The organism is Mesorhizobium sp. P2_D5 (assembly GCF_056404355.1).
The window spans coordinates 96,597-113,765 of sequence record NZ_JBFUEE010000005.1; the positions used below are offsets into that span (position 1 = coordinate 96,597).

At 63.1% G+C, this 17,169-nt stretch carries 18 protein-coding genes; 10 read left to right on the plus strand and 8 right to left on the minus strand.

Translation table 11 applies throughout. The annotated features are described in order from the left end of the window. Positions 1 to 3: 3 nt before the first annotated feature. Both AC1DYW_RS21855 and AC1DYW_RS21860 read right to left on the minus strand, forming a co-directional pair. The gene (locus tag AC1DYW_RS21855; protein ID WP_457150629.1) at positions 4 to 1,071 is read right to left on the minus strand and encodes an ABC transporter ATP-binding protein; all 1,068 of its coding nucleotides are present in this window, start codon (positions 1,069 to 1,071) and stop codon (positions 4 to 6) included. Between the two features lie 2 nt (positions 1,072 to 1,073). Continuing rightward, a complete protein-coding gene (locus AC1DYW_RS21860) occupies positions 1,074 to 1,880 on the minus strand; it encodes an SDR family oxidoreductase (protein WP_477227601.1) in 807 nt (268 codons plus the stop codon). A gap of 181 nt (positions 1,881 to 2,061) precedes the next feature. Here AC1DYW_RS21860 and AC1DYW_RS21865 point away from each other — a divergent pair, with 181 nt between their 5' ends. From AC1DYW_RS21865 to AC1DYW_RS21880, 4 genes are all read left to right on the plus strand, one after another. Then, complete coding sequence (locus AC1DYW_RS21865) at positions 2,062 to 3,297, plus strand: ABC transporter substrate-binding protein (protein ID WP_477227602.1); 1,236 nt, start codon at positions 2,062 to 2,064, stop codon at positions 3,295 to 3,297. Positions 3,298 to 3,502: 205 nt separating this feature from the next. Beyond that, positions 3,503 to 4,372: a carbohydrate ABC transporter permease gene (locus tag AC1DYW_RS21870; RefSeq protein WP_477227603.1), complete on the plus strand. Its 870-nt coding sequence runs from the start codon at positions 3,503 to 3,505 to the stop codon at positions 4,370 to 4,372. Continuing rightward, positions 4,369 to 5,193: a carbohydrate ABC transporter permease gene (locus AC1DYW_RS21875; RefSeq protein WP_477227604.1), complete on the plus strand. Its 825-nt coding sequence runs from the start codon at positions 4,369 to 4,371 to the stop codon at positions 5,191 to 5,193. Before AC1DYW_RS21870 ends, AC1DYW_RS21875 begins: the two co-directional genes overlap by 4 nt. A 125-nt stretch (positions 5,194 to 5,318) precedes the next feature. Then, entirely contained in the window at positions 5,319 to 6,794 is a 1,476-nt protein-coding gene (locus AC1DYW_RS21880; RefSeq protein ID WP_477227605.1) for a M81 family metallopeptidase, read from the plus strand. Positions 6,795 to 6,870: 76 nt separating this feature from the next. On the opposite strand, the gene AC1DYW_RS21885 is transcribed toward AC1DYW_RS21880, so the two are convergent. The 6 genes from AC1DYW_RS21885 to AC1DYW_RS21910 form a co-directional block, all read right to left on the minus strand. Continuing rightward, a complete protein-coding gene (locus AC1DYW_RS21885) occupies positions 6,871 to 8,925 on the minus strand; it encodes a M3 family metallopeptidase (RefSeq protein ID WP_477227606.1) in 2,055 nt (684 codons plus the stop codon). Between the two features lie 120 nt (positions 8,926 to 9,045). Beyond that, positions 9,046 to 9,459, minus strand: a complete 414-nt coding sequence (locus AC1DYW_RS21890) for a nuclear transport factor 2 family protein (protein WP_477227832.1) — start codon at positions 9,457 to 9,459, stop codon at positions 9,046 to 9,048. A 95-nt stretch (positions 9,460 to 9,554) separates the two neighbouring features. Next, the gene (locus AC1DYW_RS21895; protein ID WP_457150622.1) at positions 9,555 to 10,199 is read right to left on the minus strand and encodes a carbonic anhydrase; all 645 of its coding nucleotides are present in this window, start codon (positions 10,197 to 10,199) and stop codon (positions 9,555 to 9,557) included. A 253-nt stretch (positions 10,200 to 10,452) separates the two neighbouring features. Further along, positions 10,453 to 11,247, minus strand: coding sequence for a DUF429 domain-containing protein (locus tag AC1DYW_RS21900; protein ID WP_477227607.1), 795 nt, complete (start codon positions 11,245 to 11,247; stop codon positions 10,453 to 10,455). Further along, entirely contained in the window at positions 11,244 to 12,128 is an 885-nt protein-coding gene (gene pdxY / locus AC1DYW_RS21905; protein ID WP_457150620.1) for a pyridoxal kinase PdxY, read from the minus strand. The genes AC1DYW_RS21900 and pdxY overlap by 4 nt, the downstream gene beginning before the upstream one ends. Before the next feature lie 13 nt (positions 12,129 to 12,141). Then, positions 12,142 to 12,393 (minus strand): hypothetical protein, encoded by a 252-nt coding sequence (locus AC1DYW_RS21910; protein WP_457150633.1) that lies wholly within the window; start codon positions 12,391 to 12,393, stop codon positions 12,142 to 12,144. A 163-nt stretch (positions 12,394 to 12,556) separates the two neighbouring features. Between AC1DYW_RS21910 and AC1DYW_RS21915 the strand changes: the two genes are divergently transcribed. The 6 genes from AC1DYW_RS21915 (at position 12,557) to ppa (ending at position 17,139) form a co-directional block, all read left to right on the plus strand. Continuing rightward, entirely contained in the window at positions 12,557 to 13,195 is a 639-nt protein-coding gene (locus AC1DYW_RS21915) for a LemA family protein (protein ID WP_095084414.1), read from the plus strand. Between the two features lie 200 nt (positions 13,196 to 13,395). After that, positions 13,396 to 14,211, plus strand: a complete 816-nt coding sequence (locus AC1DYW_RS21920) for a TPM domain-containing protein (protein ID WP_457150619.1) — start codon at positions 13,396 to 13,398, stop codon at positions 14,209 to 14,211. Positions 14,212 to 14,215: 4 nt separating this feature from the next. Next, positions 14,216 to 15,094 (plus strand): TPM domain-containing protein, encoded by an 879-nt coding sequence (locus tag AC1DYW_RS21925; protein WP_477227608.1) that lies wholly within the window; start codon positions 14,216 to 14,218, stop codon positions 15,092 to 15,094. Between the two features lie 9 nt (positions 15,095 to 15,103). Further along, on the plus strand, positions 15,104 to 15,742 hold the full coding sequence (locus AC1DYW_RS21930) for a TPM domain-containing protein (protein WP_457150617.1): 639 nt from the start codon (positions 15,104 to 15,106) through the stop codon (positions 15,740 to 15,742). Between the two features lie 242 nt (positions 15,743 to 15,984). Continuing rightward, complete coding sequence (locus AC1DYW_RS21935) at positions 15,985 to 16,491, plus strand: GNAT family N-acetyltransferase (protein ID WP_457150616.1); 507 nt, start codon at positions 15,985 to 15,987, stop codon at positions 16,489 to 16,491. A 114-nt stretch (positions 16,492 to 16,605) separates the two neighbouring features. Then, entirely contained in the window at positions 16,606 to 17,139 is a 534-nt protein-coding gene (gene ppa, locus AC1DYW_RS21940) for an inorganic diphosphatase (RefSeq protein WP_457150615.1), read from the plus strand. The last annotated feature ends 30 nt before the right edge of the window (positions 17,140 to 17,169 follow it).

Here is a 17,169-nt window from a genome sequence, read left to right on the forward strand (position 1 = left end):
TTTTCATACGGGCAGACCCGTCGCCTTGTCGAACAGGTGGATGTTGCCGGGATCGACGCTCACCGGCAGCACGTCGCCCGGCCTGACCGGCACCCTGTCGCGGAACACGGCGCGCACCGTGTCGGTGCCGATGGCGCCATAGACATGGGTTTCGGAGCCGGTCGGCTCGACGACATCCACCTTGATCGCCATCGCGTCGGCGGCCTCGCCGATAACAAAATGTTCGGGCCGGATGCCGGCCTCCACCGCACTACCCGCCGACACCTGCTTGCCGGTAAGCGCGAGCCGCCCGCCACCTGTCGACTCGAACCAGGTGTTCTCAGGCGTTGTCTTGAGAGAACCGGAAACAAAACTCATCGAAGGCGAGCCGAGGAAGCTGGCGACGAATTTGTTGGCCGGTCGGTCATAGAGCTCCAGCGGCGCGCCGACCTGTTGGATCCTGCCGCGGTCCATCACGACGATGCGGTCGGCCATGGTCATGGCCTCGATCTGGTCGTGAGTGACATAGACGATCGTCGATTTCAGCCGCTGGTGCAGCGCCTTGATCTCGACGCGCATCTGCACGCGCAATTGCGCGTCGAGGTTGGACAAGGGCTCGTCGAACAGGAACACCGATGGTTCGCGCACGATGGCGCGGCCCATGGCGACGCGCTGGCGCTGGCCGCCGGATAGCTGGCGGGGATAGCGGTCGAGATAGGAGAACAGATTGAGGACGCCGGACGCCTTCTTGACCTTTGCATCGACCGTGGCGCGCGCTTCGCCGCGAATCTTCGGGCCAAAGCCGATATTGTCCGACGCCTTCAGATGCGGAAACAGCGCATAGGACTGGAACACCATGGCGATGTTGCGCTGCTGCGGCGGCAGCGCGTTGGCGCGTACGCCGCCGATCAACAGGTCGCCGGAGCTGATCGTCTCCAGCCCGGCCAGCATGCGCAGCAGGGTCGACTTGCCGCAGCCGGATGGCCCGACCAGCACGACGAACTCGCCGCTCTTGATGTCGAGGCTGACGTTTTCAAGGATCTTGTGCTGGCCGAAGGATTTCGACAGGTCGCGGAACTCGACGTCGGTCATGATCACGCTCCCAATATGTCGTCGATGAATGGCAGGCAACCGGCCGTCAGGCCAGCGTCCACCGGCATCACCACCCCAGTTACGCCCGATGCGCGATCGGAGGCAAGGAAGGCGACGGCTTCGGCCACTTCCGAAGCGTTGACGATGCGGCCGAGCGGATAGAGCCGCTGCAGCTTGCCGAGGATTTCAGGATCCTTGGCAAGGCGATGGTCCCAGGCGGCAGTGCGGATCGATCCGGGGCAAACCACATTGGCGCGCAGGCCGCTGCGGCCGAGCTCGACGGCAATCGCCTTGGCATAGGCGTTGATCCCGGCCTTGGCCGCCGCATAGGCGGGATTGCCGAAATGCGCGATTGCATTGACCGATGAGATGAAGACGATGCTGCCGGAGCCTTGGGTAGTCATCGCCTTGATCAGCGGATCGGCGAACATCATGACGCCGGTCAGGTTGAGGTCGAGTTCCTGCTCGATCTTGTCGGAGGTGAGGGCGGAAAGCGTCTCGGCACGCGTCCAGCCGGCATTGTTGATGAGAATGTCCGGCACGCCATCCCGGTCGAGGATCGCGGCGATCGCCGCGTCCATCGAAGCCCGATCGAGAAGGTCGAAGACATGGCGGGAGGCAAGGTGCGGGCTGTTCAACGCTTCGCCGGACTGGTCGCAACCGATGACCCTGGCGCCCCGTTGCGCCATCAGTGCCACGATGGCGGTGCCGAGGCCGCCGCCAGCTCCGGTCACGACGACAGTCTTGCCTTCGAACTCGGCCCTGCTTTCGAACTTGGCCCTACCTTCGAATTCGGCTTGCGAAACCACGGTGCATCATCCTCTGGGAGCTCTGACAATCGTATCCGGCCTAGTCCACGAAATGTAATTAAGCAACAGAATAATCCGCTTGCAAGGCCTGTAATCATCGATAATGTAGGAAAGTAACATAAATCTTCTGCGCCGGTCGCGAAGAGGCGCGCAGGCGCAAAATCAAAACGGGAGACATCAAATGAGCCTTGCAAAATGGACTGTCGGCCTGATGGCCGGAATGAGCATGCTGGCATTTGCGGCGCAGGCGAACGCGGGCGAGGTGCGCGTCACCGTTGCCGAGTACAGCGCCAAGACTGGCCCTTATTTCGACAGCGTCAAGAAGGAATTCGAGGCGGCAAACCCCGGCATCACCGTCAAGTTCGAAGTGGTGCCGTGGGAAGTGCTGCTGCAGAAGCTGACCACCGACATCACCGCCGGCACCAATGCGGATCTGTCGATCATCGGCACGCGCTGGCTGATCGATTTCGTCCAGCAGGATGTCGCCGCGCCGCTCGACAGCTACATCACGCCCGACTTCAAGGGCCGCTTCATCGACACCTTCCTGTCGCCTTCGATCATGGACGGCAAGACCTACGGCCTGCCGATCGCGGCCTCGGCGCGCGCGCTGTACTACAACAAGGAGCTGTTCGAGAAAGCCGGCATCGCCAATCCGCCTGCAACCTGGACCGAGCTGCAGGAAGACGCGCGCAAGATCAAGGCGCTCGGTTCCGGCACCTTCGGTTTCGGCCTGCAGGGCAAGGAGATCGAGACCGACGTCTATTACTACTATGCGATGTGGTCCCAAGGCACCGAAATCCTCAACAAGGATGGCACTTCCGGCCTTGGCACGCCGGGCGCGCTCGAAGCCGCCAAGCTCTACAAGGCGATGATCGACGAAGGCCTGACCGAGCCGGGCGTCACCTCCAACAACCGCGAGGATGTGCAAAACCTGTTCAAGCAGGGCAAGGTCGGCATGATGATCACCGCCCCCTTCCTGTCCAACCAGATCAAGGACGAGGCGCCAAAGCTGAAATATGGCGTGGCGGCCATTCCGGCCGGACCGACCGGTGCGCGCGGCACCTATGGCGTGACCGATTCCATCATCATGTTCAAGAACTCCAAGAACAAAGACGAGGCCTGGAAGCTGCTCGATTTCCTGTTCACCACCGAGCAGCGCGCCAAGTTCACGCAAGGCGAAGGCTTCCTGCCGGTGAACAAGGAAGAAGCCAAAATGGACTATTATGTGAACAATGCCGATCTGGCAGCGTTCACCGCCCTGCTGCCCGACGCCCGCTTCGCACCGATCATCCCTGGCTGGGAAGAAGTCGCCCAGATCACGTCGGACGCCATGCAGAAGATCTATCTCGGCAGCGCCGAGCCCGAGGCGGCGCTGAAGGACGCCGCGGCCAAGGCCAATGCAGTGCTGAAGAAATAGTGCTGAGGAAATAGGGCGTCTCTCCCGCGCCCGTGGCGCGCCCGACGATCGGGCGCGCCACACTTTTCCGAGGCGAATTTCGAATTCGCCGCGGAGCGGGTCATCGTTCAACAGAAAACGCCTGACAGCTCTATCTCTCCGTTTTCAACGCAATCCAGGACGGAAACCGCTCCACATTTTTCCTGGAATTGGTCTAGGTCAGCCGATGCAAAATCGCTTCTTGCCCTATCTCCTGACCTTGCCCAGCCTGTTCCTGGCGGCTGTCGTCATCTTCTGGCCGGTGTGGGACCTGATCCAGATCTCGACGCATGAAGTCAGCCGCTTCGGCCAGCTTCGCGAATTCAACGACTTCGCCAATTTCGCGGCGCTCGCTGCCGACCCCGATTTCATGGCCGCGCTCTGGCGCACCGGACAGTGGACGGTGCTGGTCGTCGGTGGTGCGCTGCTGCTGTCGATCCCGGTGGCGATGATTCTCAACACCGATTTCTATGGTCGCGGCATCGCCCGCGTCATCATCATGCTGCCCTGGGCGGTGTCGCTGACCATGACCGCCGTGGTCTGGCGCTGGGCGCTGAGCGGCGAAAGCGGCATGCTGAATTCGGCACTGATCGGCCTTGGCCTCATCGACCACAACATCCAGTGGCTGGCGAGCGCGGAGACCGCCTTTCCGATGCAGGTGCTGATCGGCATCCTGGTGACGGTGCCGTTCACGACGACGATCTTCCTCGGCGGCCTGTCGTCGATCCCCGACGACCTCTACGAGGCGGCAGCACTCGAAGGCGCGACACCGCTGCAGCAGTTCCGCGAGATCACCTTTCCGCTGCTGAAACCGTTCATCAACATCGCCATCGTGCTCAACACCATCTACGTCTTCAATTCATTCCCGATCATCTGGGTGATGACGCAGGGCGGGCCGGCCAATTCGACCGACATCCTGGTCACGCATCTCTACAAGCTGGCCTTCCGCATCGGCAAACTGGGCGAAGCTTCCGCGGTCTCGCTGGTGATGTTCGCCATATTGCTGGTCTTCACCATGATCTATGTGCGGCTGGCGATGCGGGAGCAACGCGGATGACGAGTAAGCTGAAGCGTTCGATCATTGCCTGGCTGCTGCTGGCGCCGCTGATCGTGGTGACGATCTTTCCCTTTGCGGTGATGTTCCTGACCGCGGTCAAGCCAAGACAGGAAGTGCTGTCGCCGACCTGGTGGCCGAGCGAATTCCGCTGGTCGAATTTCTCCGACATGTGGGTGGCGACCGGCTTCGGCCAGGCGCTGCTCAATTCGCTCTACGTGTCTGTTATCGCCACCGTCGGCGCCATCCTGATCTCGGTTCCGGCGGCCTATGCGATGTCGCGCTTCCGCTTTTCCGGCTACGGCGCCTTGCGCCAGTTCCTGCTGATCTCGCAGATGATCTCGCCGATCGTGCTGGTGCTCGGCCTGTTCCGGCTGATGGCGGCCTGGGGCCTGGTCGAAAGCACCACTGCGCTCGGCTTCATCTACATGGCCTTCAACGTCGCCTTCACGGTGTGGATGCTGCAAAGCTATTTCGACACCATCCCGCGCGATCTCGAGGAAGCGGCCTGGATGGAGGGTGCCGGCCGCTGGTTGACCCTGCGCAAGGTGTTCCTGCCGCTCTGCCTGCCGGCGATCGCGGTGACCGCCATCTTCACCTTCATCAACGCCTGGAACGAATTCGTCGTGGCGCTCACGATGCTGCGCAGCCAGGAAAGCTACACGCTGCCGATCCAGGTGTTTTCGCTGGTCGCCGGCCGCTACACCATCGAATGGCACCACGTCATGGCCGCCACGTTGCTGGCGACCTTGCCGGTGGCGATCCTGTTCATCTGGCTGCAGCGCTACCTCGTCAGGGGGCTGGCGCTCGGGGCGGTCAAATAGCCGCTAGAGCGGTTCATCGTTTCACCGAAACGCAGAACCGCTCTATCTCTTTGTCTTGACACAATTCCGGATGGAAAACCGTTTCACACTTTTCCTGGAATTGCTGCAGCATCGACGGAGTTCTCATGCGCATCTTCACCGCCTCGCTGGCGACGGAAACCAACACCTTCTCGCCGGTGCCGACAGATCGGGCCTCGTTCGAGATGGCGTTCTATGCCGGACCCGGCAAGCATCCGGAGACGCCGACGCTGTGTTCCTCGCCGCTGGTCGCGCTGCGCCGGCGCGCGGCGGCCGAAGGCCTGACCGTCATCGAGGGCACCGCCACCTGGGCGGAGCCCGGGGGCCTGGTGCAGCGACAGACCTACGAGGCGCTGCGCGACGAGATCCTCGGCCAGCTCAAGGCGGCACTGCCGGTCGATGCCGTCATTCTCGGCCTGCATGGTGCCATGGTGGCGCAAGGCTATGACGATTGCGAAGGCGACCTGCTCGAGCGCATCCGCGAGATGGTGGGTCCGAAGGTGGTGATCGCCTCTGAGTTCGATCCGCATAGCCATCTGACACCCAAGCGTGTCGCCGCGTCAGACATCATGACCTACTTCCTAGAGTTCCCGCACACCGATTTCTATGAGCGTGGCGAACATGTCGTCGAGCTTGGCCTCGCCGCGGCGCGTGGTGAGATCAGGCCTGTCATCTCGACCTTCGACTGCCGCATGATCCAGGTGCTGCCGACCAGCCGCGAGCCTATGCGCTCCTTCGTCGATCGCATCAAGGCGCTGCACGGCAGAGATGGCGTGCTGTCGATTTCGATCGTCCACGGCTTCATGGCGGCCGACGTGGCCGAAATGGGCACGCGCATCCTGGTCGTCACCGACAACGACAAGGCCAAGGGCGATGCGCTGGCGGAACGGCTGGGGCGAGAACTCTACGCGCTGCGCGAAGAGACGGCGATGACGATGCTGAGCGCCGCCGACGGCATCGATCGGGCGCTGGCCGCGCGCACTGAAAACCCGGGCAAGCCGGTGGTCATCGCCGACATCTGGGACAATCCCGGCGGCGGTGTGCCCGGCGACGGCACCGTCGTGCTGCGTCAGATGCTGTCGCGCGGCCTGAGCAATGTCGGCGTTGCTACAATCTGGGATCCGATCGCGGTGACCTTCTGCCTGGCGGCAGGCGAGGGTGCCGTCATCGACCTGCGTTTCGGCGGCAAGGCCGGCCCGCAGGCCGGCGAGCCGATCGACGCGCGGGTGCGGGTGCTGAAGGCCGTTCCGGAGGGCTGGCAGAGTTTCGGGCCAAGCCGGGTGACGCTCGGGCCGACGGCGCTGGTGCGCATCGAAGGCACCGAGGTCGACATCATCCTCAACACCAATCGCACGCAGGCCTTCGAGCCGGATATTTTTTCCAACATCGGTGTCGATCCGATGGCCAAGGACATCCTGCTGATCAAGTCGACCAATCATTTCTACGCCGGCTTCGAGCCGATCGCCGCCGAGATCATCTATGTCTCGGCGCCGAGTTCGTATCCGAGCAATCCGGCGGTGACCGATTACAAGAAACTGACGCGGCCGGTGTGGCCTAGGGTGGCGGACCCGTGGGCGGTATAGAGCCGGGATAAGGGTTTGCCAGTGTTGCGACCTTGCGCGGCCTGTCCTTCTCCCCCTGAGAAGGAAGAAGCAGGCGCTACACCAGCCCGCGCTTGACCATCATCGCATGGGGCGATGGCATCTTGCCGCGAAACGCTGTGTAGAGCTCTTCGGGGTCCTTCGAGCCGCCGGCGGCATAGATGTTCTTCCTCAGCTTCTCGGCGAGACCGGGGTTGAAGGGGTCGCCGGTCTCCTCGAAGGCGGCGAAGGCGTCGGCGTCGAGCACTTCCGACCACATGTAGGAGTAATAGCCAGCCGAATAACCGTCGCCGGAAAAAACATGGCCGAAATGTGGAGTGCGATGACGCATCGCGATGGTGTCCGGCATGTCGAGCTTATCAAGCGTTTCGGCTTCGAAACGAAGTGGCGATTCTGGCGCATCCGGCCGCGCGTGATAGGCCATGTCGATCAGCGCCGAAGAGGTGAATTCGACCGTGGCGAAGCCGGCGCCAAAGGTGCGCGCCGCCAGCATCTTGTCGAGCAGCGCCTTGGGCATCGGCTTGCCGGTCTTCACATGCAGCGCGTGCTTTTCCAGAACCGCCGGCACCGTCAGCCAGTGTTCGTAGAGCTGCGAGGGCAATTCGACGAAATCGCGGCTGACCGAGGTGCCGGAAACCGACGGCCAGGTGACGTCGGTCAGCATGCCGTGCAGCGCGTGGCCAAATTCATGGAACAACGTTCTCGCCTCGTCGACCGACAGCAAGGCCGGCTCGCCGGCCGGCGGCTTGGCGAAGTTCATGATGTTGTAGATCACCGGTTTCGACCCGTGGCCAAGCTTGTACCCGGACTTGAGCGCGCTCATCCAGGCGCCGGAGCGCTTTGACGGCCGCGCGAAATAATCGGCGAGGAACAGGCCGCGCTCGCTGCCATCGGCATTTTTCACCACGAAGACGCGTGCGTCCGGATGCCATACGGCAATGCCTTGCTTTTCCTCGAAGGTGATGCCGAACAGCCTTGTCGCCACGTCGAAGCAGGCGTCGATGACGCGGTCTAGCTGCAGATAGGGTTTTAGTTCGGCCTCATCGAAGGCGAACTTTTCGGCGCGCAGCTTCTCCTGGTAGAAGCGCCAATCCCAGGCGGCGAATGTCTCGTTGCTGCCGGCCTCCGTCGCCAGCCGTTGCAATTCGCTCTGGTCAGCGGCGGCTCTTTCCACTGCCTTCTCCCAGACCGGATCGAGCAGCGCATGCACTGCCTTCGGCGTCTTGGCCATGGTGTCGTCGAGCTTCAGCGCGGCAAACGAGCCGTAACCGAGCAGCTTTGCCTTTTCGGCGCGCAGCTTCAGCATGTCGCGCACGACGATTGTGTTGTCGGTGGCGCCGCCATTCTGGCCGCGCATGGTGAAGGCGCGGAAGGCGATCTCGCGCAGGTCGCGGCGTTCCGAGAAGGTCGTGAACGGCTCGTAGATCGAACGAGACAGGGTGACCGCATAGCGGCCCTTCTGGCCGCGCATCTCGGCGGCTTCGGCCATCGAGCTTTTCAGGAAGTCCGGCAGGCCGGCAAGGTCGACCGCGTCGAGGAACAGCGCCCAGTCGCGCTCGTCGGCAAGCACGTTCTGGCCGAAATTCGTGCCAAGCGAGGACAATTCCTCGTTGATCTTTGCCAGCCGCTTCTTGCCGTCGGCGCTGAGCTTCGCGCCGGAGCGTACAAACCCCTTCCAGGTCTTCTCCAGCACCCGCAGCGTCTCGGCATCGAGCTTCAGGCTTTTCCGGCGCTGGTAAAGGTCGTCGATGCGGGCAAACAGCCGCTCGTTCATCGAGATTGCCGAGAAATGTCTGGACATTTTTGGCGAGATGTCGCGCTCCAGTGCCTGGAACGTGTCATTGGTGTGTGCGCCGGCGCGGCACCAGAAGATCGACGAGACACGGTCGAGTGCCTCGCCACCGAGTTCCAGCGCCTGCAGCGTGTTGTCGATGGTCGGCGCGTCCTTGTTGCCGGCGATCGCCTCGATCTCCGCCTCATGCTCCTTCAGCGCCGCGTCGAAGGCCGGGGCAAAGTCGTCGTCGCCAATGCGGGTGAAATCAGGCAGGCCGAGCGGCCCTTGCCAAGCGGTCAGCGGATGGATGGCGAGGTCGACGGCTTTCGTGGAATGCATGGACAATCTTTCCTTGGTGAAGGCAGGCCGGGCGCCAGTGAAGGCGGTGGGCAGGGTGAGTTGGTACCGATGTAGGGCGCAGGTTTACCGCGCGCAACAGTGCCACCGGTCAGGTTTTCGTCAGTAACCGTCGCAATTCTCGGCGATCGCCGCTTGCGAGCTCGCGGTGATGCGATTGTCGGTCACCGCGAAGGTTTCCTGCATCAGCATGTCGTTGTTGGGAAAATCATAGCAGGCGATCACGGTGGTGACGCCGCCTTCGCTTTTTTCGATCCGGTGCCGGATCTCCGCACCCGCGACGGCGCCTTGCCATTCATCGATCGAGGCGATGAATTCCTGCTTGCTCTGCACGATGCCGAGGTCGTCCAGCTTGATGCGGACGTCGTCGGCGAGCAGGTCGGACAGTTCAGTGCGGTCGGCGACCAGGAGGGCCGAATACCATCGGCTGATGATGGCGCCATCGTCGGCATGGACTGGAATGATCGAAAACAGCAACGCTGCCGCGACGAAAGTGATCGAACGGCGATCTCCCATCATGTGCTGCCTCCGTCTTCCTATCGGCTATCAGCTACCCGAAGAGCCGGTTGTCACCTTTCGCTGGCGCGTTCCTTCGGTTCTGGATCATGTGTCTATGCCAACTCCGGTCGTTCGAAATCGCCGGTCTCCTTGTTCATCACCCAGAGTTCGCCGGTCGAAATGTCGAACCAGGCGCCGTGCAGCGACAGCCGCCCCTTGCCTTCGAGGATCGAGACGCAAGGAAAGGTCCTGAGATTGGCGATGGAATAGCGGATCGAAATACGCTCCAGCGCGGTCTGGCGCTCCGACGCCGTCATGAAGGTGCTGGAGGACACGGTCTCGGCCGCTGGGGCGATGAGGCTCATCCATTTGCCGATGAAGTCGCCGGGAGACAGCGGTGCGGACGTGGTGTCGAGCGCGGCGCGGATGCCGCCGCAGCGACCATGGCCCATGACGACGATGTTCTTGACCTTGAGGCTCTGCACGGCGAATTCAAGTGCGGCAGAGGTCGAATGGAACTCTCCGTCCGGCGCGTAGGGCGGCACCAGATTGCCGACATTGCGAAGCACGAAGAGTTCACCCGGGCCGGCGTCGAAGATCGCTTCGGGGGCCGCGCGGGAGTCGCAGCAGGCGACGATCATCGTTTCCGGTGCCTGGCCTTCGCGGGCAAGCTCGCGATAGCGTCCGCTCTCGGTGAGATAGCGGCCGCTCATGAAACTGCGGTAGCCGGCGAGAAGGTGGTCGGGGAGATGGGGCATGGGTGGCGTCTGGAGCCTTTCCGGGTTGGATGCGGCAGCTCGTTGCGGTCTAGAGCGGGTCACCGTTTCACGGAAACGTCGAACCGCTCTTTCTGTTTTGCTTTGGCGCAATTCCGAACGGAAAACCGCTTCACACTTTTCCTAGAATTGCTCCAGAGAGCCTCTAACGGCAAAAGCCTCTTGCGGGCAATGCCGAATTGCAGATGGCTGCCCGCCAATCGCCATCCAAGACGCATGGCTTGAGCTATTGGGTTCACGCCCAGATGGCGACGGGGATGCCAAAACCGTCGCGGCCCGGCGGGTCGGGAAATGGCCGTGCCTCACCGCCGGCAATGCGACCGGCAATCAGCATCATCGCCGCCGCATCGAGAAAATCATCGGCGGCTGCACCGCGCGGCGGCGGCTGATCGAGAAAGCCCATCTCATAGCCGTGCCGGCTCAGCAGCGCCTTGCGTTCCGCCATGCCGGCCGGATTGATGCTGCCCTTGATCTTCTTCGGCAGCTGCATGGCCTGGTCGCCGTTCAGCCGGCAGAAAGCGACTTCCGGATGCGATTCAAAGATGCGGCCACGCAATTCGGGCCGGGCGATGAGCAAGGCGCCGATCTCGCGGATCTTGGCAAAAATACCGAACGCCTGGATCGAAACGCCGCGCGGCGGGTCTGATGTGGTCATGGCCACCTCGCTTGCCCGGCGATGCGCGGCATACCATGCTTCGATGGTGGTGAAGTCGCCCGCATCGGCATAGAGCGCGGCGCGGGACGGGATCGAAAAGACGCTGGATTGCCGTTGCCCGAGCAATGGCCGCACCAGCGCTTCCGGTCCGCGCCCGCCTTTGCTCGAAAACTCGGGCAGACCGATCGGCATGTCGACGGCGAGAACCGCGTCGGCAGGCAGTGATGCAAGCAGGGCTGTGAAGCTTGCAAAGACATCGACAGAGGGTGTGGAACCGGGGCAACGAGGTATCGAGCCGGGATCGCGCCGTACTGCGATCCAGCCGGCCTTGCAGCCGTCGACGCCGACGGTCACGGCGGTCGTGGCCAGGGTCACGCCCGCCGGTCCCTCCCCGGATGCGTGAGGTGGCGAAGCTGCACCATCGCCATAGGGTTCGCTAGGCTCTGCGCATCGGTTTCGAGCTGCAGTTCGTCGCCGCCGCGCTTGGCGGTGCGCGCCAGGATCTCGTAGACCGCCGCCGTGGTCGACTGCAGCGCCTTGATCGCCGGCTGGCCGGACAGGATGCGCGCCAGATAGACGGCCGCCGTCAGGTCGCCGAGACCGTTCGGCGGCTTGTCGATTAGGCGGTGCTCGGCCAGCAGCACCTGGTTGCCGTCGAGCAGCAGGTTGCCCGTGCCACCGGTCATCAGCGACGGCGCCGAGGTGACCAGCATGGTCGATGGCCCGGCGTGAAGGGCGGCTGCGATTACCGATTTCAGGTCGGGCAAGGGTGCGCCGGCCATCCATTCCAGTTCGTACCGGTTGGGGGTGGCGATGTCGGCGATCGGCATCAGCCGATCACGCATGGCGGCAGCAGTCAGTTCCGGCACGTAGAGGCCACCCGAATCGCCCATCACCGGGTCGCAGATATAGACGGCGTCAGGCGTCTTTGCCTTGACCGCGGCGACCAGCGAGGCGACGGCCTCGGCCTGGCCGGCCTCGCCGAGATAGCCGGACAGAACGGCGCCGACTTCGCCCAGCCATGGCGCACGCTCGAGATCGGCCATCAGCGCCTTGAACTGGTCGAGCGGTGGCACGATCCGCGTCGCCCGCCCATGGCCGGGATGCCAGGGCAGGATGATCGTCGGCACCGCCCACACCGGAAAGCCCAGTGTTTCCAGCGCAAAGACAGCCGCGCGGTTGCCGACCGAGCCGCGCGCGACATGGCTGGAAATGACGATGACCGCACGCGGCGCGTCGGTTTTTTCGGCGCTCATTGTTCTTTGATTCCTAACTGCCCCGGATGACGTAAAGCACGAGCCAGACCATCAGGCCCAGCGTCAACAGCAGGCCGAGTGTGCGGCCAATGCGTGTGCCCCAGAGTTCGATCGGGTCGGCACGGTCGGCATCGGCCGCGGTGACGTGGTCGCGCATGCCTTTCGTGCTGCGCGCCACAAACGAATTGCCGGCCGGATCCGTCTCGCGCGCGATGCGCTCGAGGATACGGCGCGATTCCCTCTCGCTGTCCTGGCGGTCCGCCATGATGATGTCCCGTTTCGTCAAGATCTTATCGCGTTCGCGCGGCCAATCACAGGGCCTTGCAACGGCACCGGGCGTGCCAGGCAAGCGGCAGCCGGTCGGGCGGTTTTCTTGCCCGCTGATTGTGGTAATGCTTCGCATGCAACTTCTCCCGAGGGACCCCATCATGTTTGCCCAGCGCCTTGCTCCACCATCCATGTTCCGCACGCTGCCCGCCTTCCTGATGATGGCGATCGTGCTGCCGCTGCTGGCCGGCTGCGGTTACAACACCATCCCGACGGCGGAGGAAAACGCCAAGGCGGCATGGAGCGAGGTGCTGAACCAGTATCAGCGCCGCGCCGACCTCATCCCCAACCTGGTCGAGACGGTCAAGGGCTATGCCTCGCACGAAAAGGACACGCTCGATGCGGTGGTCGAGGCCCGCGCCAAGGCAACGCAGATAACGGTGACGCCGGAAACGCTGAAGGATCCCGAAGCCCTCAAGAAGTTCCAGGATGCCCAGGCGGGGCTGACCAGCGCGCTGTCGCGGCTGATCGCGGTATCGGAGGCCTATCCCGACCTCAAGGCCAACCAGAATTTCCTGGCGCTGCAGGCACAGCTCGAAGGCACCGAAAACCGCATTGCGGTGGCACGGCGCGACTACATCCAGGCGGTCAAGGACTACAATCTGACGCTGAAGACCTTCCCCTCGGTGCTGTGGGCGACCTTCTGGTTCCGCAGCAACCAGCCCTTCGCCAACTTCACCATCGACGATGACAAGCTGCAGACGCCGAAGGTCGATTTCGGCACCAAGCAGGGCGGGTAACGAGCGCTTGGTGAGTCTGGTCTCTGTCGACCTTGAGCTCCGTCCCACCCCCCTCTGGCCTGCCGGCCATCTCCCCCGCAAGGGGGGAGATCGGCAGCTTTGGCGCTTTCGCCAATCGTTTGCGTTGCGGAGAGTACGCTGCCTGTGATGACAGCCAATCTCCCCCCTTGCGGGTGAGATGGCCGGCAGGCCAGAGGGGGGTGGGAAGAAACGCCAACCTGGCATTCCTTGCGCTATTTCTCAGCCTCCTTTTCCTCCCGTTCTCAGCCTTTGCCGCCGAGCTGCCGGCGCTGACGGGCCGTGTCGTCGACAATGCCGGCATTATCGACGCCGCCACCAAGGCGGCGCTGACGCAAAAGCTTGCCGATTTCGAGACAAAAGGCTCCGACCAGATCGTCGTCGCCACCATCAACAGTCTCGACGGCGAGGAGATCGAACCTTACGCCAACCGGCTGTTCCGCTTCTGGAAACTCGGCCAGGCGAAGGAAAACAACGGCGTCCTGCTGCTGGTGGCCAAGGACGACCACAAGATGCGCATCGAGGTCGGTTATGGCCTGGAAGGCACGCTGACCGACCTGCACACCAAGCTGATCATCGAAAACGACATGGTGCCGGCGTTCCGCGCCGGCGACTTCTCTGGCGGCATCAGCAAGGCCGTCGACGACATGGTTATGGTGCTGGAAGGCAATCCGGAGGAGCTGGTGGCGCGTGGCGAGCGCAACCAGCAGGCGCCATTCAATTCCGACGATCTGTTCTTCGCCGTCTTCATCAGCATCTGGGCGATCATCTTCTTCGGCAGCATCGCGGTCTCCGTCCTGCCGCCGATCTTTGGCCAGAAGCTTGGTCCCGGCCGCTACCGCTGGCTCGGCATGACGTTCGAGCCACACCGGCGGTCGTCTGGTGGCGGCTGGTCGTCGGGAAGCTCCGGCGGCGGCTGGTCTTCGGGCGGTGGCGGTGGCGGCTTTTCCGGCGGCGGCGGTTCGTCCGGCGGTGGCGGTTCCTCGGGAAGCTGGTGATCGCATGACAACACGCACCGTCAGCCTGTCGAGACCCTGCCGGTTCGCCGCGGCAGTCCTGGTGGCCGTGGCGGCGCTGTTCGTCGGGTTCACGGCCTTCGCCGCCGAGCTGCCGGCGCTGACCGGCCGTGTCGTCGACAATGCCGGCATCATCGACACCGCGACCAAGGCGGCGCTGACGCAGAAACTCGCCGATTTCGAGACAAAGGGCTCCGACCAGATCGTCGTCGCCACCATCAACAGTCTCGACGGCGAGGAGATCGAACCCTACGCCAACCGGCTGTTCCGCTTCTGGAAGCTCGGTCAGGCCGGCGAGAACAATGGCGTGCTTTTGCTGGTGGCCAAGGACGACCACAAGATGCGCATCGAGGTCGGCTATGGGCTGGAAGGCACGCTGACCGACCTGCACACCAAGCTGATCATTGAAAACGACATGGTGCCGGCCTTCCGGGCCGGCGACTTCTCCGGCGGCATCAGCAAGGCCGTCGACGACATGGTTATGGTGCTGGAAGGCAATCCGGAGGAGCTGGAGGCGCGCGGTCAGCGCAATCCCGCCCATAACAGCATGCCCATCGACCCCATCGTCGCGGTGTTCCTGATCCTGTGGGGCACGATGTTCTTTGGCGGGTTGGCGATGGCGTTCCTGCCGCCGACGTTCGGCACAAAGCTGTCGCCGGGCGTATACAAATGGCTGGGCATGACGTTTCGTTACGGCCGCGGACCGAGCGGATCCTCGGGCAGCAGCTGGACAACGGGTTCGTCGTCGGGCAACGGCTGGTCGTCGGGAAGTTCCGGTGGCGGGTGGTCGTCCGGCTCAAGCGGCGGCGGGTTTTCGGGTGGCGGTGGCTCATCCGGTGGTGGCGGTTCTTCAGGAAGCTGGTGAGACATGATCATGGCGACACGACCGATCAGCCCGGAAGATCATGAGCGCATCGCCACTGCGATCCGCGCCGCCGAAACCAGGACCGATGGCGAGATCTACTGCGTCATGGCGCATGCCAGCGACGGCTATTTCTTCCCGGCCGCCTTCATGGCGACGGCAGGCATGCTGATCGTCAGCCTTGCCGTTGGTTATGGGCTGGAGGCCTGGTGGCTGTCGATCCGGCTGCCGCATTTCGTTATCGCCCAGCTGCTGGCGCTGGCCTGCGTGCTGGCCTTGTTGTGGGTGCTGCCCGGCCTGCGCATCCATCTGGTACCAAGGCGGATGCGTTATCAGGCGGCGCACGCCAATGCGATCAAGCAGTTCCTCGCCCGCAACGTCCACCGCACCGCGGCGCGCACCGGCGTGCTGGTGTTCGTCTCGATCGCCGAACGTTACGCCGAGGTGGTCGCCGATTCGGGCATCGATGCCAAAGTCGGCCAGCATGTCTGGGATGGCGTGGTGCGCGACTTGACCGCGCACGCCGGCGACGACCGGCTTGCCGATGGCTTCGTCAAAGCGATCGAAACGGTGGGCGCGGTGCTGGCCGAGCATTTCCCGGTCACGTCGGGCGACACCAACGAACTCGACGACCATCTCGTCGAGATCTGAGAGCCTGCCTGCAAACGCTACTCAGCCGGACGCCTGGCGCGGTTTTCTGGGCTTCAGATGCTCACGGACCTGAAAGTCCGCGGCGCTTCGGTTTTCGAAAACCACCCCATCCATCTCGGCTGAGCGCGTTTTCAGACAGGCTCTCGCCGATGTCACCGACGCGATGATCGTCTGTGAGAAAGCGGTCGGCGGGCCGCGCTGACTCTTGCAATCGGGCAATGCGGGTTTATGGTTAAGAAATCATGAATACGCTGACGATCGACATAAGGAAGGCCGAACCGAGCGACGCAGGCGCCATCGCCGAGGTGCACCTGCAGGCCTGGCGCGGCGCCTATTCCGGCATCATTCCACACCGCACGCTGACATCGATGATCAACCGCCGTGGCGCCGATTGGTGGGCGAATGCCATCCGCCGCGCCGCCACCGTGCTGGTTGTCGAAATCGGCGGAAAGATCGCCGGCTATGCCACGATCGGCAAGAACAGGGCCCGGGAACTCAGGCAGCAAGGCGAAATCTACGAATTGTACCTGCGCCCGGAATACCAGGGTATCGGGCTCGGCAGCCGTTTGTTCGCGGCAGCCAAGGCGCGTCTGGCCGATCACGGGCTGAAGGGCATGGTAGTGTGGGCGCTGGAAGACAACCAGAACGCGCTCGCCTTCTACGCCGGCGCCGGCGGCCGTGACGTTGCCGAGGGTGTCGAAATCTTCGAGCAGAAGGCGCTGAAGAAGGTCGCTTTCGTCTGGGAGTGACGGCCAGGCCTTTCGGCCACTGTGTCCACCTGGACCCTACCCAGCACCATTCGCCGCATTGCGCCGCCGCGCCTCGCCCGCTATCGATCTTTCATCGATAAGAGGGACAAAGCCATGCGCATTGAAGCCATAGCCAGCGGAAAGAATCCGCCTGAGGACGTCAACGTCATCATCGAGGTGCCGATCGGTGGCGAGCCGATCAAATACGAGATGGACAAGGAGGCCGGCACGCTGTTCGTCGACCGCTTCCTGCACACCTCGATGCGCTACCCCGGCAATTACGGCTTCGTGCCACACACGCTGTCGGGCGACGGCGATCCGATCGACGTGCTGGTCTGCAACACCCGTGCGCTGGTGCCGGGCTGCGTCATTAATGTCAGGCCAATCGGCGTGCTGATCATGGAAGACAATGCCGGCCAGGACGAAAAGATCATCGCCGTGCCGTCACCCAAGCTGACGCTGCGCTACGAAAACGTCACCGAGTACACGCAGCTGCCCGACATCACGCGCCAGCAGGTCCAGCACTTCTTCGAGCACTACAAGGATCTCGAGCCCGGCAAATGGGTCAAGATCGAAGGCTGGCACGATTCCAAATACGCCAAGAAGATGATCCTCGAGGCGATCGCTCGGGCCAAGGCGAGCAAGTAGCTCAGCTTCGTCATCCCACGCGCAGACCCT

Bases quoted from the DNA above. Each gene is read 5' to 3' on its own strand.
- AC1DYW_RS21855 (WP_457150629.1), bottom strand. From the start codon at position 1,071: ATGACCGACGTCGAGTTCCGCGACCTGTCGAAATCCTTCGGCCAGCAC.
- AC1DYW_RS21865 (WP_477227602.1), top strand. From the start codon at position 2,062: ATGAGCCTTGCAAAATGGACTGTCGGCCTGATGGCCGGAATGAGCATG.
- AC1DYW_RS21870 (WP_477227603.1), top strand. From the start codon at position 3,503: ATGCAAAATCGCTTCTTGCCCTATCTCCTGACCTTGCCCAGCCTGTTC.
- AC1DYW_RS21875 (WP_477227604.1), top strand. From the start codon at position 4,369: ATGACGAGTAAGCTGAAGCGTTCGATCATTGCCTGGCTGCTGCTGGCG.
- AC1DYW_RS21880 (WP_477227605.1), top strand. From the start codon at position 5,319: ATGCGCATCTTCACCGCCTCGCTGGCGACGGAAACCAACACCTTCTCG.
- AC1DYW_RS21885 (WP_477227606.1), bottom strand. From the start codon at position 8,925: ATGCATTCCACGAAAGCCGTCGACCTCGCCATCCATCCGCTGACCGCT.
- AC1DYW_RS21890 (WP_477227832.1), bottom strand. From the start codon at position 9,459: ATGGGAGATCGCCGTTCGATCACTTTCGTCGCGGCAGCGTTGCTGTTT.
- AC1DYW_RS21895 (WP_457150622.1), bottom strand. From the start codon at position 10,199: ATGCCCCATCTCCCCGACCACCTTCTCGCCGGCTACCGCAGTTTCATG.
- pdxY (WP_457150620.1), bottom strand. From the start codon at position 12,128: ATGAGCGCCGAAAAAACCGACGCGCCGCGTGCGGTCATCGTCATTTCC.
- AC1DYW_RS21910 (WP_457150633.1), bottom strand. From the start codon at position 12,393: ATGGCGGACCGCCAGGACAGCGAGAGGGAATCGCGCCGTATCCTCGAG.
- AC1DYW_RS21915 (WP_095084414.1), top strand. From the start codon at position 12,557: ATGTTTGCCCAGCGCCTTGCTCCACCATCCATGTTCCGCACGCTGCCC.
- AC1DYW_RS21925 (WP_477227608.1), top strand. From the start codon at position 14,216: ATGACAACACGCACCGTCAGCCTGTCGAGACCCTGCCGGTTCGCCGCG.
- AC1DYW_RS21930 (WP_457150617.1), top strand. From the start codon at position 15,104: ATGGCGACACGACCGATCAGCCCGGAAGATCATGAGCGCATCGCCACT.
- AC1DYW_RS21935 (WP_457150616.1), top strand. From the start codon at position 15,985: ATGAATACGCTGACGATCGACATAAGGAAGGCCGAACCGAGCGACGCA.
- ppa (WP_457150615.1), top strand. From the start codon at position 16,606: ATGCGCATTGAAGCCATAGCCAGCGGAAAGAATCCGCCTGAGGACGTC.